The 14,680-nt window shown below is 57.6% G+C and carries 17 protein-coding genes and 1 other RNA gene; 6 read left to right on the top strand and 12 right to left on the bottom strand.

The features are described from left to right. Positions 1 to 25 precede the first annotated feature (25 nt). The 4 genes from AC4GMC_RS00635 to AC4GMC_RS00620 form a co-directional block, all read right to left on the bottom strand. Positions 26 to 1,357 (bottom strand): HlyC/CorC family transporter, encoded by a 1,332-nt coding sequence (locus AC4GMC_RS00635; protein ID WP_487876137.1) that lies wholly within the window; start codon positions 1,355 to 1,357, stop codon positions 26 to 28. A 68-nt stretch (positions 1,358 to 1,425) separates the two neighbouring features. Next, the gene (locus AC4GMC_RS00630) at positions 1,426 to 2,373 is read right to left on the bottom strand and encodes a site-specific tyrosine recombinase XerD (RefSeq protein WP_487876136.1); all 948 of its coding nucleotides are present in this window, start codon (positions 2,371 to 2,373) and stop codon (positions 1,426 to 1,428) included. After that, positions 2,370 to 3,923, bottom strand: coding sequence for a hypothetical protein (locus tag AC4GMC_RS00625; RefSeq protein WP_487876135.1), 1,554 nt, complete (start codon positions 3,921 to 3,923; stop codon positions 2,370 to 2,372). Before AC4GMC_RS00625 ends, AC4GMC_RS00630 begins: the two co-directional genes overlap by 4 nt. Beyond that, entirely contained in the window at positions 3,913 to 4,041 is a 129-nt protein-coding gene (locus AC4GMC_RS00620) for a hypothetical protein (RefSeq protein ID WP_268873742.1), read from the bottom strand. Before AC4GMC_RS00620 ends, AC4GMC_RS00625 begins: the two co-directional genes overlap by 11 nt. A gap of 83 nt (positions 4,042 to 4,124) precedes the next feature. Between AC4GMC_RS00620 and AC4GMC_RS00615 the strand changes: the two genes are divergently transcribed. Together AC4GMC_RS00615 and aroB are read left to right on the top strand one after the other, a co-directional pair. Beyond that, positions 4,125 to 4,703 carry a shikimate kinase gene (locus AC4GMC_RS00615; protein ID WP_487876134.1) on the top strand — a complete coding sequence of 193 codons (579 nt, stop codon included), beginning with the start codon at positions 4,125 to 4,127 and terminating at the stop codon, positions 4,701 to 4,703. Further along, positions 4,700 to 5,809: a 3-dehydroquinate synthase gene (gene aroB, locus AC4GMC_RS00610; protein ID WP_487876133.1), complete on the top strand. Its 1,110-nt coding sequence runs from the start codon at positions 4,700 to 4,702 to the stop codon at positions 5,807 to 5,809. Before AC4GMC_RS00615 ends, aroB begins: the two co-directional genes overlap by 4 nt. Here the strand turns inward: aroB and AC4GMC_RS00605 are convergent. From AC4GMC_RS00605 to AC4GMC_RS00570, 8 genes are all read right to left on the bottom strand, one after another. Continuing rightward, complete coding sequence (locus AC4GMC_RS00605; RefSeq protein ID WP_487876132.1) at positions 5,806 to 6,024, bottom strand: ribbon-helix-helix domain-containing protein; 219 nt, start codon at positions 6,022 to 6,024, stop codon at positions 5,806 to 5,808. The two genes, aroB and AC4GMC_RS00605, sit on opposite strands and share 4 nt — an antisense overlap. Further along, the gene (locus AC4GMC_RS00600) at positions 6,021 to 6,224 is read right to left on the bottom strand and encodes a DUF4169 family protein (RefSeq protein WP_487876131.1); all 204 of its coding nucleotides are present in this window, start codon (positions 6,222 to 6,224) and stop codon (positions 6,021 to 6,023) included. Before AC4GMC_RS00600 ends, AC4GMC_RS00605 begins: the two co-directional genes overlap by 4 nt. A 9-nt stretch (positions 6,225 to 6,233) precedes the next feature. After that, positions 6,234 to 7,625 carry a class II fumarate hydratase gene (gene fumC / locus AC4GMC_RS00595; RefSeq protein ID WP_487876130.1) on the bottom strand — a complete coding sequence of 464 codons (1,392 nt, stop codon included), beginning with the start codon at positions 7,623 to 7,625 and terminating at the stop codon, positions 6,234 to 6,236. 95 nt (positions 7,626 to 7,720) lie between these two features. Next, positions 7,721 to 8,182 (bottom strand): SspB family protein, encoded by a 462-nt coding sequence (locus tag AC4GMC_RS00590; protein WP_487876129.1) that lies wholly within the window; start codon positions 8,180 to 8,182, stop codon positions 7,721 to 7,723. Positions 8,183 to 8,277: 95 nt separating this feature from the next. Then, positions 8,278 to 8,633: a transfer-messenger RNA gene (gene ssrA, locus AC4GMC_RS00585) on the bottom strand. Beyond that, positions 8,634 to 8,993, bottom strand: a complete 360-nt coding sequence (locus AC4GMC_RS00580; RefSeq protein WP_487878714.1) for a DUF4345 family protein — start codon at positions 8,991 to 8,993, stop codon at positions 8,634 to 8,636. It lies immediately after the preceding tmRNA gene. Between the two features lie 113 nt (positions 8,994 to 9,106). Continuing rightward, complete coding sequence (locus AC4GMC_RS00575) at positions 9,107 to 10,141, bottom strand: ABC transporter substrate-binding protein (RefSeq protein ID WP_487878715.1); 1,035 nt, start codon at positions 10,139 to 10,141, stop codon at positions 9,107 to 9,109. Between the two features lie 79 nt (positions 10,142 to 10,220). Continuing rightward, positions 10,221 to 10,949, bottom strand: coding sequence for a FadR/GntR family transcriptional regulator (locus tag AC4GMC_RS00570; protein ID WP_487878716.1), 729 nt, complete (start codon positions 10,947 to 10,949; stop codon positions 10,221 to 10,223). A gap of 75 nt (positions 10,950 to 11,024) precedes the next feature. Here AC4GMC_RS00570 and AC4GMC_RS00565 point away from each other — a divergent pair, with 75 nt between their 5' ends. Genes AC4GMC_RS00565 through acuI form a run of 4 tightly spaced genes read left to right on the top strand, consistent with a single transcriptional unit; the run spans position 11,025 to position 14,630 of the window. After that, complete coding sequence (locus AC4GMC_RS00565; RefSeq protein WP_487879090.1) at positions 11,025 to 11,792, top strand: DUF2182 domain-containing protein; 768 nt, start codon at positions 11,025 to 11,027, stop codon at positions 11,790 to 11,792. Position 11,793: 1 nt separating this feature from the next. Further along, the gene (locus tag AC4GMC_RS00560; protein ID WP_487879089.1) at positions 11,794 to 12,501 is read left to right on the top strand and encodes a DUF1326 domain-containing protein; all 708 of its coding nucleotides are present in this window, start codon (positions 11,794 to 11,796) and stop codon (positions 12,499 to 12,501) included. Positions 12,502 to 12,533: 32 nt separating this feature from the next. Next, the gene (locus AC4GMC_RS00555; RefSeq protein WP_487878646.1) at positions 12,534 to 13,634 is read left to right on the top strand and encodes a dimethylsulfoniopropionate demethylase; all 1,101 of its coding nucleotides are present in this window, start codon (positions 12,534 to 12,536) and stop codon (positions 13,632 to 13,634) included. 12 nt (positions 13,635 to 13,646) lie between these two features. Next, positions 13,647 to 14,630, top strand: a complete 984-nt coding sequence (gene acuI / locus AC4GMC_RS00550; RefSeq protein ID WP_487878647.1) for an acryloyl-CoA reductase — start codon at positions 13,647 to 13,649, stop codon at positions 14,628 to 14,630. Positions 14,631 to 14,680 lie beyond the last annotated feature (50 nt).

Raw genomic sequence — 14,680 nt, 5'->3', positions numbered from 1 at the left:
CGTCGATACGCAACGGTACGTCAGGTTAACTGAGCGGCCTAATTTTCAAGCTGACAATTCGGTTTGCAGCGCGGGATGTGATCTCAAACCTGAAACCATGAAAACTAAAGACCTGCCCCGTTGTCGGAATTGACTGCGCTTCATGGATAACCAAACCCGCGACAGTATTGGCCTCATCATCAGGCAGGTTCCAATCGCACGCGCGATTCAGGTCCCGAATGGTCATGGCGCCATCAACGTTAAAATTGCCCAAGCTATCAGGGGCAAGGACACTGCCTTCGTCAATGTCATGCTCATCGGTGATTTCGCCGACGATTTCCTCAAGGATATCTTCAAGCGTGATCAGGCCCTGCAACGCGCCGTATTCATCCACCACCAACGCAAAATGAGTATGACGGCGAAGAAACTGCCGCATTTGTTCATCGAGTGTCGATGTTTCTGGAACAAAATAGGGCTTCATCGCGACATCAGTCACTTTGAAAGCCTCAAGTGCGGCGGCGTTCGCGTTCGGGCCGCGCATAAGCCGATCCATGGCGCGCAGTAGGTCTTTGGCGTGCAAAACCCCAATGATGTTTTCCTGATCGCCGCGATAGACGGGCAGTCGCGTATAGGGCGACGCCAAACATTGGCTGAGAATGCTTTCGGGCGCATCATCGGCATCCACCATCTCAATCGAGGAGCGATGCAGCATGATTTCTTCGACCGTGCGCTCTCCCAGATCGAGGGCGCCCATCAATCGATCCCTGTCTTCTTTCTCAAAGCTCCCCTCGGAGTGACCTAGCGAGATGGCACCTGCGATTTCTTCCTGCGCAGACATAATCCGGCTATTCGGATCGATCCGCACCCCAAACAACGCTAACACCCCCCGCACAAGCGCCCGAACGGCCGTCACAACCGGGGAAAACACCACAATCACCACGGCAATCACTGGGGACACCCGCGATGCGGCCACCTCGGGGTTGGAAATCGCGTATGTCTTTGGCAAAACTTCCGCGAAAACCAGCACCAAAAGTGTCATAACTAGCGTCGCCAAGGCGACCCCGCTTTCACCAAAGGCACGGGTGAACAGCGCCGTCGCCAATGATGCGGCGAGGATATTCACAAGGTTATTGCCCAGCAAGACGGCCCCAATCAGGCGCTCGTTATCTTCGGTCAGGTGTAGGGCACGCGCGGCACCGCCCGCGCCACGATCGGCTTGGGAACGCAGCTTTCCGCGGGAGGCCGCTGTCAATGCAGTCTCGGAACCCGAGAAGAAAGCCGACATGAACAAAAGGCCGACAATACCCGCGGACGTCCACCAAAATGCGGCATCAAAGGGAGAGGTTTCTAGGGCAAGTGAAGCGTCAAGTGGGGTCATGATTAGGGTATGGGGTCCTTGGGATAGGCTTTCAAGAGCGTTTCACATGAGCATCGGATCGGCGCTTGCTAGGAAGCATCAGCCGACAAGGGATGATTTTGCAGGACCAGGTCCTTTAACCGCGCATCAAGCACATGGGTATATATCTCAGTCGTGGACACATCAGCGTGACCCAAAAGGGTTTGGATCACCCGCAAATCCGCGCCGCCCGCCAGCAGATGCGTGGCAAATGCGTGGCGTAGGGTGTGCGGCGTGATGTGGGATGGATCGAGCTGGGCCTCAAGCGCGTAGCGTTTGATCCGGGTGAAAAACCAGTTCCGCGTCAGGTGCCCCAACTTTCCATTGGATGGAAACAAGAACCGCGACGGGGGCGCACCCGTTTCTAAACGGCGCGTTTCCTCACGCACATCGCGCATTTCGAGCCAGAGACCAACGGCCTCTCGTGCATCGGGGGACAGCGGCACCATGCGTTCACGGCCCCCTTTGCCCCGAACCAACACCATATTTGGGTTGCCCCGCACAGCCGCGACAGGCAACCCAACCAATTCAGAAACGCGCATGCCCGTGGCATACAACAAGCGCACCAGAGCGGTATCGCGGGCGCGGTCAAATTTGGTTTCTGCGGTTTGTTCAGCTGCCAAAAGCAGAGCCTCAACCGCCTCAGGCGGCAAGGTATGTGGCAAAGACTTCGTCTTGCCAGGTCCTTTGATCTGCATCGCAGGATTGTCCGTGCGCCAGCCTTCTTCATAGGCAAAACGAAACAGTTGCTTGAGCGCGGACAGGCGCCGCGCACGGGTTGATGCGGCCAATCCTTGCGCCTCACAATGGATCAAATAAGCCTCAACATCGGCCTTGGTGATCTCTGAGAACACATTGCCCGGCGCATCGGACCACGCCACGAAATCCATCAAATCCCGCGCATAGGCTAACTGCGTGTTCTGGGCAGCATCCAATTCGGCGGCTTGCGCTTCAATGAAGGTATCGACCCAAAGGGCGGCGTTGCGAGGCGCACTCATGTCGCGCGCTCCATCAACATCAATTGCAGTGCTGTTTGCCGAGCAACAGCCTCCAACCCATTGGTCCGCAGCAACGCAAGGGCAGCAGCAATATCACCCGGATCGCTTTGCGCACCGTCCTGCAATAGCAAAAGGGCCCGCAACAAGGCCTCTCCCAAACGATTATCAGCCACGAGGGCGGCAAAAGGTTCTGGCACCTGCGGGAGGGTGAAGCCCAAAGTGATTGCCTCAGCCAAGGGCCCCAGCCCACGCGGATCTGCGGCAACCCCCATCGCGACGGAGCGTGCAAACACATCCCGAGGCAAGTCAGAGCGTGCATCGGAGGCTGCGACCTCCTCATAATCCTTGGAGAGGAGCCCGATCTTGAACGCCAGTTGCGCCGCCGACGGCGCAAGTGGCAAGTCGGTCAACTCGGCCCCAAACATCCGAGCAAAGGGAACCTGAAGACCCGCGCGCGACATCGCCGCCCAAACCTCGGGCAGGGCGTTTGCGATGGCGCCCGGATCGCCTGATTGTAAGGCGCCGTCAAACGTTTGAAATGCGGTTGCACGGTCCCACACGCCGCCCGATGCCGCTGGCTTGCGCGCGGAATACAGCGCGCGCAGCCGCTCTGGCGCGATAGCTTGGGTTCGCACAAGACGTTCAGCTGCCTCAATCTGAGCCTTCCAACCAATAGTGTCGCGCAAGTCCGAAACCGCATAGGCAAGGGGCAGGGCCAGTGTCGCAGGCGGCTCGCCCAACCCGTCCAAAAGTCGAAAACGCAAGGGCGTCATTTGACCCGGAAGTGACGGCAGGGATGTGCCTTCGTAGGCCTCTGGATCTAAAAACTGGCCGAGCAATAGGGCGTCTTCGGCGGCAATCGCACCAAGAGCGCGCCCCGCTTCAAGCGTGAGAGACGCTGCCGCCCAATCATCACCGCGCGACAGGCAAAAAATACGCGTGCCCAGATCTTGGGTCAGATCCGGTGCACGGCGTAACGCCTCACAAACACTCGTGTCATCCCCGCTGAGAAGGGACACATCAAACCAGAGGTCAAACAACTTGGGCGTATCGGCCCCGGCTTGTTCCAGCAACGCTTGGGCCTGATCAATGGCCCCAAACGCAATCAACCGCTCCACCCGGGTGCGCAACAGCGCAGTGCCCCCGTCAGCGGTGGTTGGTGGTGTCAATTCCGCCAGCAACAAAACCAAGGTCAGGTCCTGCAATGCAGGCAAATCACTGGGGCGCAAATCAGACAGTAATGTCAACAAACGCTCAGGCCGCGCATTGGCAAATGTATCCTGCGGCAATCCAGTGATCAGGGGTGACAACAGCCCAACACCACCCAAGGTTGGCCCGCCAAGCAGCGTGGTTTGGATTGGATCGCGGGTCTGCTCTGCCTCTGCCTCGGGTTCAACGATCAATCGCATCAAGGACGCAGGGTCCGTCAACCACTCAATCGCAGAGCGCGGCCCTTCTGGCGGCGGACCGGCTTCACTGGTCTCTGACGCGAACGCCCCTGACAGAAAAAGCCCAAGCGCCGCAACGCTTGCAGCAGTCTTAGTTAACATCAACCGGTACCACCAAAGACACAGGTGCCACGTCTGCGGTCAAAAGATACGAATAGCCATACAGCCCCCCCGCACCCAAAATCGCGAGGATCACGAGATATTTTACCAGTCTGCCCATGGACGCTGCCTTCTGTTGCTTTTATGCCCAAGTTATAAATAGCACTCTCAGCCGCACCACGCCACCTAACGGAGCCATCAAACTTGCGCGAACACCTGCCAACCGCGAATGCCTGCTCGCTTGTCCTGCTGAAACCAGTGGTTTTGGTCGGGATGATGGGGGCCGGAAAATCCGCTGTGGGGATGGCCTTGTCCAAACGCCTCGGGGTGATGTTTCGCGATTCTGACGCCGAGATTGAGCAAGCTGCAGCCTGTAGCATCGCAGAGATATTTGCCCGCGACGGTGAAACGTTTTTCAGGGCCCGTGAGGCCGAAGTCATCGCACGGCTTTTGCGTGAGGCACCTGCAATTATTTCCACGGGTGGTGGGGCGTATCTGCGCCCTGAAACGCGGAATCTCATCTCGGGGCACGGCGTTGCAGTGTGGTTGCGCGCAGATATCGAATTGCTGTGGTCGCGGGTGAAACACAAAGATACGCGACCCTTATTGCGGACCGAGAATCCCAAGCAAACCTTGGCCGACCTGTTAGCCGCGCGCACGCCGTCTTATGAGATGGCGGATTTGGTGGCCGAGTGTCACCCAGAATACAGCATTGAGGCCATGGTGGACGTCGTCATTGGCGTTCTGATGGACGCAGGCATTTTGACGGAGACCTTGGGATGAGCGAAAATGTAGTCCATGTGCCGCTGGGTAAGCGTGCCTACAACGTACGGATCGGAGCGGGTCTTTTGGCCGAGGCCGGAGCCGCGATTGCGCCACTGCTCAAGCGGCCCCGGGTGTTTGTCATTACAGAAACACGTGTGGCTGGTTTGCACCTAGCAACTCTTAAATCGTCCCTCAAAGCGGCCGAACTCGATGGTCCGGTTCTTGAACTAGACCCCGGTGAGACCACAAAATCATGGGCACATCTTCAAACCTGTGTCGAGTGGCTGCTAGATCACGAAGTTGAGCGTGGCGATATGGTCGTGGCCTTTGGCGGCGGCGTCATTGGTGATTTGGTTGGCTTTGCAGCTGCGATCTTGCGCAGGGGTGTGCGCTTTGTGCAGATCCCGACGTCCTTGCTGGCGCAGGTCGATAGCTCGGTTGGCGGCAAGACCGGGATCAACACACGGCACGGCAAAAACCTTGTAGGGGCGTTTCATCAACCCACACTTGTGTTGGCGGATGTTGAGGTTCTGGGCACATTGACGCCACGGGACTTCCTGGCCGGCTACGGTGAAGTCGCCAAGTACGGGCTCTTGGGCGATGCGGATTTCTTTGCATGGCTCGAAGCACACGGACCAGACCTTGCAAAAGGTGACATGGATTTGCGCCAACAGGCTGTGACGCGGTCCGTGCAAATGAAGGCTGACATCGTGGTACGGGATGAAACCGAACAGGGTGATCGGGCACTTTTGAACTTAGGCCATACGTTCTGCCACGCGCTAGAAGCCGCAACGGGATATGACGGCGCGCGCCTGTTGCACGGCGAGGGTGTGGCCATCGGCTGCGCGCTCGCGTTTGAGCTGTCGTCTCGTTTGGGTCTTTGTAGCCAAGAGGCACCAAGTCGCGTGCGTGAGCATCTATCCCAGATGGGTATGATGCGGGATTTGCGAGACATCTCCGGTGATCTGCCTGATGCAGCAGCACTATTGACCCTAATGGGACAAGACAAAAAGGTGGTCGCCGGACAGTTGCGGTTCATCCTTGCGCGCGGAATTGGCGCGGCCTTTGTCACCGCCGACGTGCCACGCGACGAAGTGTTGCGCGTGTTGCAGGATGCCTCCTAATCGCGCGCTTGATACCACGCTAAAACATACAGCCGGATGGCCCCAGCAAGGCCTGATTTCAAAACACGTTCTGCATCAATTTCAGCGGCCAACGCATTGATACTTTTACCTTCACGGGTAGCAATTGCACCGAAGGCCTCCCAAAATTCGTCTTCCAGAGATACACTTGTCCGGTGTCCGCGCAAGGTGAGTGAACGTTTTTTAGGCCGGCTCATGTGTCTGGGGTCTCGGGCGCATCCCCGATTTGATGGCCATCAAGCGTGGCCTTCGCCTTAGCGTCCAACAATTGCTCGCGTACGCGTTGGTCCTTGGTGCGGCCGAACTTGACCGCATTCTCAGCGCCTTGCGCCGCTTTCTCAGTCCGCGCCCGGGATTTTCGGGCGCGGTTAAGATTGGTGACGTTCTTATTGCTCAAACGTGATCCTTACTTCGGCCCTATCATTTGTTCGGGGCGTACGACTTTTTCAAACGTCTCTTCGTCCACAAACCCCAGCGCAATGGCTTCTTCCTTGAGGGTTGTACCATTCTTGTGCGCGGTTTTAGCAACCGTTGTTGCGTTGTCATAGCCGATGGTGGGCGCGAGTGCTGTCACCAGCATCAGGCTTTCGCGCATAATTTTAGCGATGCGATCCTCATTGGCGCGGATGCCCGACACACAATTATCGGTAAAGGCGACGGCTGCGTCACCCAAAAGCTGCATGGATTGCAACACGTTATAAGCCATCATAGGCTTATAAACGTTCAGCTCAAAGTGCCCCTGCGATCCTGCAAAACCAACGGCTGCGTCGTTGCCGAACACGTGGGCGCACACCTGAGTCAGGGCTTCGCACTGCGTTGGGTTCACTTTGCCGGGCATGATGGATGAGCCAGGCTCGTTTTCGGGCAGCATCAATTCGCCCAGTCCACAGCGCGGGCCAGAGCCCAGCAGACGGATGTCGTTTGCGATTTTGAAGAGCGACGCGGCCACAGTTTTGGTCGCACCGGACATCTCAACCATTGCGTCATGGGCGGCCAAGGCTTCGAACTTGTTGGGTGCCGTGACAAAGGGCAGGCCGGTGATTTCGGCCATATTGGCGGCGACTTCCTCGCTCCAACCTGGTGCGGTGTTCAGCCCGGTCCCGACGGCTGTGCCGCCTTGTGCCAGTTCGTTGATACGGGGCAGGGCTGCTTCAATCCGCGCGATCCCCATGCGGACCTGATGTGCATAGCCCGAGAATTCTTGGGCCAGCGTCAGTGGTGTGGCATCCATCGTGTGGGTCCGGCCAATTTTGATAATGCCGTCGAACTCGGCCACTTTTGCCTCTAGCGCTTCGGCCAGTTTCACGAGGCCGGGCAACAACATGTCGCGCGCCGTCATTGCGGTGCCGATGTGCATAGCGGTGGGGAAGGTGTCATTCGAAGACTGCCCCATGTTGCAATGGTCGTTCGGGTGGACGGGGTCTTTGGTGCCCAATGTGCCGCCCAGCATTTCGATTGCGCGGTTGGCGATCACCTCGTTGGCATTCATGTTGGACTGCGTGCCTGACCCGGTCTGCCAGACGACCAGTGGAAAGTTGTCATCCAGCTTGCCCGCAACGACTTCGGCAGCGGCGGCTTGGATGGCCTCACCTATTTGGGCGGGCAGCTTGCCGGATGCTGTGTTCGCTTTGGCGCAGGCCTGCTTGATTACACCTAGGGCGCGCACGATGGCCACGGGCTGTTTCTCCCAACCGATGGGGAAGTTCATGATCGAGCGTTGGGTCTGTGCGCCCCAATACTTGTCCGACGGGACCTCAAGGGGGCCAAAGCTGTCAGTCTCGGTGCGGGTGGTGGTCATAATATGAATCCCTCAAGTGCGGTATGCTGTTGCATGCCGTTTAACGAGTCCAAGCGCCGGGCACAAATGCGCACGTGTCGCAGGAGGCTGGTTTGTTATTTGCGGAATTGATCCAACGAGACCACCTGTCCATCCCCTTTGGGGGGCTCTGGTTGGTCATCATCATCGCTATCGTCGTCATCAGCGTCAGGATCATCGGGCATGTCCTGAGTTTCAAACCGAAGACCAAATTCGACAGAAGGATCAACAAACGTCTTGAGCGCATCAAAGGGCACAACAAGCGGCTCGGGCGTGTCGCCAAAGTTTAACGTGATTGAAAACCCCTTGTCGGTTACGATCAGGTCTTCGAACCAATGCTGGATAACGATGGTCATTTCTTCGGGGTAACGTTCGCGCAGTCGGTCCGCGATGGCCACGCCTGAGTGCGTGGTATCAAAACTGATAAAGAAGTGGTGATCCCCGGGAAGGCCCTGTTCAGCGACCCGCGTCAATACATCCTGAATGAGGCCACGCATCGCATTGTGCATCAGATTTCCGTAGTCGATAGATGCAGTCATCGCGAACACTCTTTTGTCAAATTGGTCAGGTACCACCATAGGGGATTCTATGGTCAATGCCATAGTTAACGCGTTGCAATTTGAGAGGGAAGTTAAGTGCAGGTTTCTGTTGCCAGGTACCTGCGAACCCCGCCTAGAGCTGCTAAGCGCTAGGACTTAATTTTCGGTTTTCCGAACTGCTTACGCAGCCAGGGCTACCGGAGCATTGTTGTCATTTGCAACTAGCTTAGTTGAACCAATAACGGTGGTATCCCGCCGCGTGAAAGCTAACACCTTTAAACGTCCGTCGATCCTGTTTCGACCCCGCGCGTCCCTCAAATGAAGGGAGTGTTGGTGGAGTCGCCGGGTACCGCCCCCGGGTCCGAGCCGTGTATTACGAGCGCGTTTATCACGATAGTCCCGTTGCCGAGACACCCCTGATATAAGCCCCTACCGCCCAAGGTGCAAGGGTTCAGAGGTGGGGCCAGTTCACAGCCAAAGCACCGACACCCACAATCAGTTCTGTGACGAAGAAGCCGAACTTACGCTGGGTCCAGCCTTCTAGCACGCCCGAGGTAACCCGCCCCATAGCGCCGCCCAGCCAGACGAAACCAATCATCGCGTAGCCTGCAGGTGTGTTCATGATCAACGCGCCAACGCCCACCAGAACAAACAATGCCCCCGACGCGGCCCGAATTTCTGACGTACCCATGCCGCGCACGCTGCCATCCGTGAGACCAAGTAGGCTCATGGTGTAGCGGGGCGCGAGCCAACCTATGGCGCCAAGCCCAACAGACAGCGCCACAAATATCAGATTGAAAATTAGGTCCATGCTCAAAAGCTCCTTTTAATAATGTACGGCGCAGCCAAGCGATTGGACCAATGAAAACGCCCCGGCGACGTTACGTACATCCGGGGCGCGTTCATAGTCAGTCAAAGGGGTGATCAGAAACCGGCTTTGATTTTCTCAAATTCTGCCGCCTGCATCTCGCGCAGACGTCCATCCATGGGCAGCTGAGCCAAAACCGGCGCGCTGATTTGGCCGAGGCCAGATGCCACAAGAGCCTCTTCGCCTTTGTCCGCCATCGCAACCGCGTTGGACTGGCCGTAGCCTGCATCCAATAGGGCGGTGGTGGAGGATGGTGCCAGCATAGAGTTCACGAAATCATACACCAGATCTTCGGATGCGCCGGTGCCCTCGGCCATTTTCACATAGCCACACAGCCACAGCGAAGACCCCTCAGCCGCTTCGCGCTGGAAACCAATGGGAAAGCCCTCATCAACCATTGTCGGCAGCGTTTCATTCCAAGCCCAGCTGACCAGAACCTCACCGGAGGCAAGGAGTTGGCTCAGTTCCGCAGGATCGGTCCAGTAGGTGCGCAGATTGGCATGTGCCTGACGCAGCCAGTCGGAAGCCGCGGCAAACTGCTCGGGTGTTGCATTCTGCCAGTTGGTCGTACCTGTGGCCAAGTACCCAAGTGCATAGGCATCATCCACGTTGTCGGGCAGGGTCATGCGGCCCGCGTACTTTGGGTTCAAAAAGACGTTGAGCGAGGCCACGTCTTCGGCTGGCACGTCTTCGGCATTGTAGGCGATCGCGGTCGAACCATAGTCGACCGGCAGGAAGAACACTTCGCCTTGGCCGCTGATCTGCTCACCCGCAAGGTCAGTATCAAGGTTGCCCCATTGATCCAGCTTCGACGTATCCCAAGGCGCGATAATGCCGGATTCGATGAATTTGGTGGCTGAGCCCGCACAGATGTGTGTCACGTCCGCCTTGAAGCCCGAGCGGAGCTTTTGGAAGGCTTCTTCCTCGTCTCCGAAGAACGAGAAATCTGGGCTCTGCCCATGCTTGGTCACGTAATCCGCGTGGAATGCAGGATCTTCGAAGCCTGCGTAGTCAAAGACCAGCAAATCGGCCTGTGCCGCAGAGGCAAGTGCGAGGGCTGTGCCCGTCAAAAGGGTGAGTTTCAGTGTCATGGGTCACTCCCGTTGGACCATTCGGTTGAAGCGGAAACTAGAGCCGCAGGGCCGCCGCTTCAAGCGTGATATATCGATGTCAGATGCCCGCCCGGCGCGCGCGGTATGTATCGGCCAATTCCAGCGTATAGGTTTCCAGCTCATGTAATAGTGCAGTCACCTCATCCGGGTCACGCGCCTTGAGCGCATTGGCCATCCCGATATGCAGCGCCACGATGCGGGCCCGGTCCCGCGCGGGAAACGTGATCATGTTCATCAAAGGCTGCATCGCCTCAACCGCGCCGGCGAGCTGATAGGACAGAACCGGATTATCAGCGGCATCCACAAAGGCCCGGTGAAATGCGACGTCACTGGCGCAAAACGCTTCATCACTCAGGGTCGGATCACTCTGCCGATCCACCTCGGCCTTCATCAACTCAAACGTTTCACGTTCGCGTCGGGCGCAGGCGAGGGCCGCACATGCACGTTCCAGCGTAAAGCGGGCCTCGCAGGCTGTCTCAAAGCTGACGGCATTCATCGACAAGAGAAGAGTGGACGTTCCGATGTGCTGTGTGACAGCGGCGTCAAACGTCAGCTTGTTCACAAATGCGCCGCCCGTATGACCGCGTTGGGTACGGATCAGGTTCTGTGCGGCCAGCCGTTTCAGCGCCTCGCGCACGGTACTGCGCGAAACAACGAATTTCTCGCACAAATCAGCCTCCGAAGGGAGACGATCATCGGACAAGAGCACACCTGAGATAATTTCTTGGCGCAGCGCATCGGCAATTTGCGCCGATAAATCAGAGGCAGATGGTGACGTGTTTTTCATTTGTCAGACAATTGAAAAACTGCGACAAGCTGCCCCACGCAAAACGGCCATTTGAGTCGGGGGAGGGTTCGCACGATGCAGTCAGTCATTCGGTCCACTTTGTGGCTAGTATTCTTTGCCAGCATTCTTGCGGCTTGGTGGCTTATGTATGCCATGAGCATTGGCATGGGGCTAGACGTTTTTGGCCGTGCGACGCCTTCAATGAACCCGATGATGATGGACATGATGATGGGCAGCTTTACGCCTCTGTTTATCATGTGGGCGGCAATGATGGCCGCGATGATGTTACCAACACTCGTCCCGACGCTGCGCGCCTACGAAGACCTGATTGCAAACGCTGATGGCACTCGGGCTGGGTGGGCCGGCGTATTGCTGGGCTACTTTGCCGTTTGGGTGGTGTTCGCTGCCGGTATCGCGGCATTGCAGTTGGGGCTTCGCGGGGCAGGGTTGTTGGACATGATGGGCGCTGCGACGTCATTGTGGATCACGGCGGCCATTTTGATAGCTGTCGGGGCTTTTCAATTCAGCCGTACCAAAGAAATCTGCCACGGCGTGTGCCACGCGCCGATGCATTACTTTTTGGGCCACTGGCGCACCGGCTTTGTGGGCGGATTGCGCATGGGCCTGCGGCTTGGTGCATTTTGTGTCGGCTGTTGCTGGGGGTTCATGGCGCTTGGCTTTGCGGGCGGCGTGATGAGCCTTTTGTGGATGGGGGCGGCAACCCTGTTCATGGTCCTCGAAAAACTGCCGCAAATTGGCCATCGCCTTACGAAACCAATGGGCTTTGCCCTCATCGCTGGCGGCCTCGTGCTGGCGGCAAACATTCTGTTCAACGGAGCCTGATATGACCAAACAACGCGCTGACGCAGACCGGTTGCCCATATCGCAACGGATCGATCAACGGATGCCCAACCCGGGCCGCCGCACAATGAACCCGACAAACTGGGCCATTCAGGGCGAGCTGTTTCTCAACTGCTCATGCACTGTGTTTTGTCCTTGCGTCGTCTCGCTTGGCGCGCACCCTCCCACCGAAGGGCATTGCCACGCTTGGATGGCCATCGCGATTGATGATGGCCACTTTGAGGGCGAAAGCCTTGCAGGTTTGAACGTCGGGCTGCTGGTCGATATTCCGGGCCGCATGGGTGAGGGCAACTGGAAGGTCGCGGCCTACGTGGACGAAAACGCGACCGGCAAAGCCTATAACGGCCTGCTGCAAATCCTGTCCGGGGCCGCTGGTGGCACCACGGGTCTGTTCACCATGCTAGTATCCGAAATCATTGGTGCCGAACGTGCCCCCGTTGAAATCGTGCGCGAGGGCAAAAAACGCTCCATCAACATTGGACGCAAAATCCAAGGTGAGATCGAGATGATCGAAGGCAAAAGCCCCGATCACCCCGTTATGGTGTCTAACTCCAAGTACTGGATGGGCCCAGACATCATCGCCGCGACTGGCCTGCGTTCCAAGGTCCGTGACTACGGACGTGTTTGGGATTTTGGTGGCAAATCCGCCGAGATCTGCCCGATCAACTGGGGTGGCCCCAAGCCACTTTAAAGCCGTCTTTATGATCTTTGGAGGGATCTAACATGGCCGCAATCGCGTTTTCGCGTCGCCTGCGTCGCACCAACTTTGCCGAAGGTGTAGAGGCCGCTGGTGCCAAAGGGTACACAGTCTATAACCACATGCTCTTGCCGACGGTGTTCCGCTCGGTTGAGGAAGACTATCACCACCTCAAATCCGCGGTGCAGATTTGGGATGTCGCGGTTGAGCGGCAGGTGGAGTTGCGCGGACCAGATGCTGCTCGCTTGATGCAGATGCTCACACCACGTGACCTTCGCGGCATGTTGCCGGGGCAGTGTTTCTACATTCCGACAGTGGATGAAACGGGCGGCATGCTGAACGACCCCGTAGCCGTCAAACTGTCCGAGGACCGTTGGTGGATCTCCATTGCCGACAGCGATCTCTTGCTGTGGGTCAAGGGCATTGCATATGGCTACCGCTTGGACGTGTTGGTGGATGAGCCGGACGTCAGCCCCCTTGCGATCCAAGGTCCCAAGGCGGATGAGCTGATGTCGCGCGTTTTTGGCAGCACTGTGTCAGATCTGCGGTTCTTCCGCTTTGGTCATTTTGATTTCCAAGGCCGCGACATGATCATCGCGCGCTCGGGTTATTCGAAACAGGGCGGCTTTGAGATTTACGTGGAAGGGGCCGATATCTGCATGCCCTTGTGGAATGCGCTGATGGAGGCCGGCAAGGATTTGGACGTGCATGCTGGCTGTCCCAATTTGATTGAGCGGATTGAGGGTGGCCTGTTGTCCTATGGGAACGACATGACACGCGAAAACACACCCCACGAATGTGGCCTTGGCAAATTCTGCAATACGCAGACCGCGATTGGTTGCGTCGGGCGGGATGCGTTGTTGCGCGTTGCCAAAGAAGGTCCGGTCAAGCAAATCCGCGCCATCGCGATTGATGGGCCTGTTGGCCCTTGCGACCGTCCATGGAAGCTTATGGCTAAGGGCAAGCAGGTGGGGCAGGTAACCTCGGCTGCGACATCGCCTGATTTCGGCGGTTCGGTCGGAATTGGCATGGTCCGCATGACCCATTGGGACGACGGCACGGAACTGACGGTCGAAACACCCGACGGCCCCAAGGGGGCCCTCGTTAAAGAAAAATTCTGGATTTAAGGAGAGAACCCCATGTTCAACGCTCTGGTTGTGACCAAAGACGATGAAGGCAAGACCCACGCAGCGGTGCAATCGTTGACACTGGACGATTTGCCTGCGGGCAACGTTACTGTTGCGGTGGAATTCTCGACCGTGAACTACAAAGACGGGCTGTGCATTGGGCCCGGCGGCGGCTTGGTCCGGAACTATCCGCACGTGCCCGGCATCGACTTTGCCGGCACTGTAGAGGCATCGGACGATGACCGCTACAAACCAGGCGACAAGGTCGTTCTTACAGGCTGGCGCGTGGGTGAAGCCCATTGGGGCGGCTACGGCCAAAAGGCCCGTGTTAACGCGGATTGGCTGGTCCCATTGCCCGAAGGTATCACAACACGCCAGGCGATGGCTGTCGGCACTGCGGGCTTTACCGCCATGCTCGCGGTCATGGCACTTGAGGCACACGGCATCAAAGACGGTCCTGTACTGGTGACGGGTGCGGCGGGTGGGGTTGGCTCGGTCGCGACAGCGATTTTGTCGAACCTCGGCCACGAGGTTGCCGCCGTGACAGGTCGGCCCGAGACGGCCGATTACCTCAAAGACCTCGGCGCGACACAGATCGTGGCCCGCGAAGACATCAACGAGACAACCAAGCGTCCGCTGGAGACCGAAACTTGGGGCGGTTGCGTCGATGCAGTGGGCGGCGACATGCTCGCCCGCGTCTTGGGTCAGATGAAGTATGGCGCTAGCGTCTCTGCAGTGGGCCTTGCGGGTGGTGCGGCCCTGCCAGCCACAGTCATCCCGTTCCTGCTGCGGGGTGTGAACCTGTTGGGCATCGACAGCGTCATGCAACCCTATGAAAACCGCGTCGCTGCGTGGAAGCGTATCGCAAGCGATCTGCCCATGGAAAAGCTAGAAGCCATGGTGCAGCCCGCTACTCTTAGCGATTTGCCGCAACTGGGTCGTGACATCCTTAAGGGCAACGTCAAAGGCCGCGTCGTTGTGGACGTAAACGCCTAAGCACTGGCTCTAAATCACTTTGCCCAAAACACTTTCGCGCGTTCGGATCC

The sequence above is a fragment of the Thalassobacter sp. genome, assembly GCF_982993085.1.
Note: the sequence above shows the minus strand (reverse complement) of the source record. Positions and strands in the feature narration are given on the sequence as shown.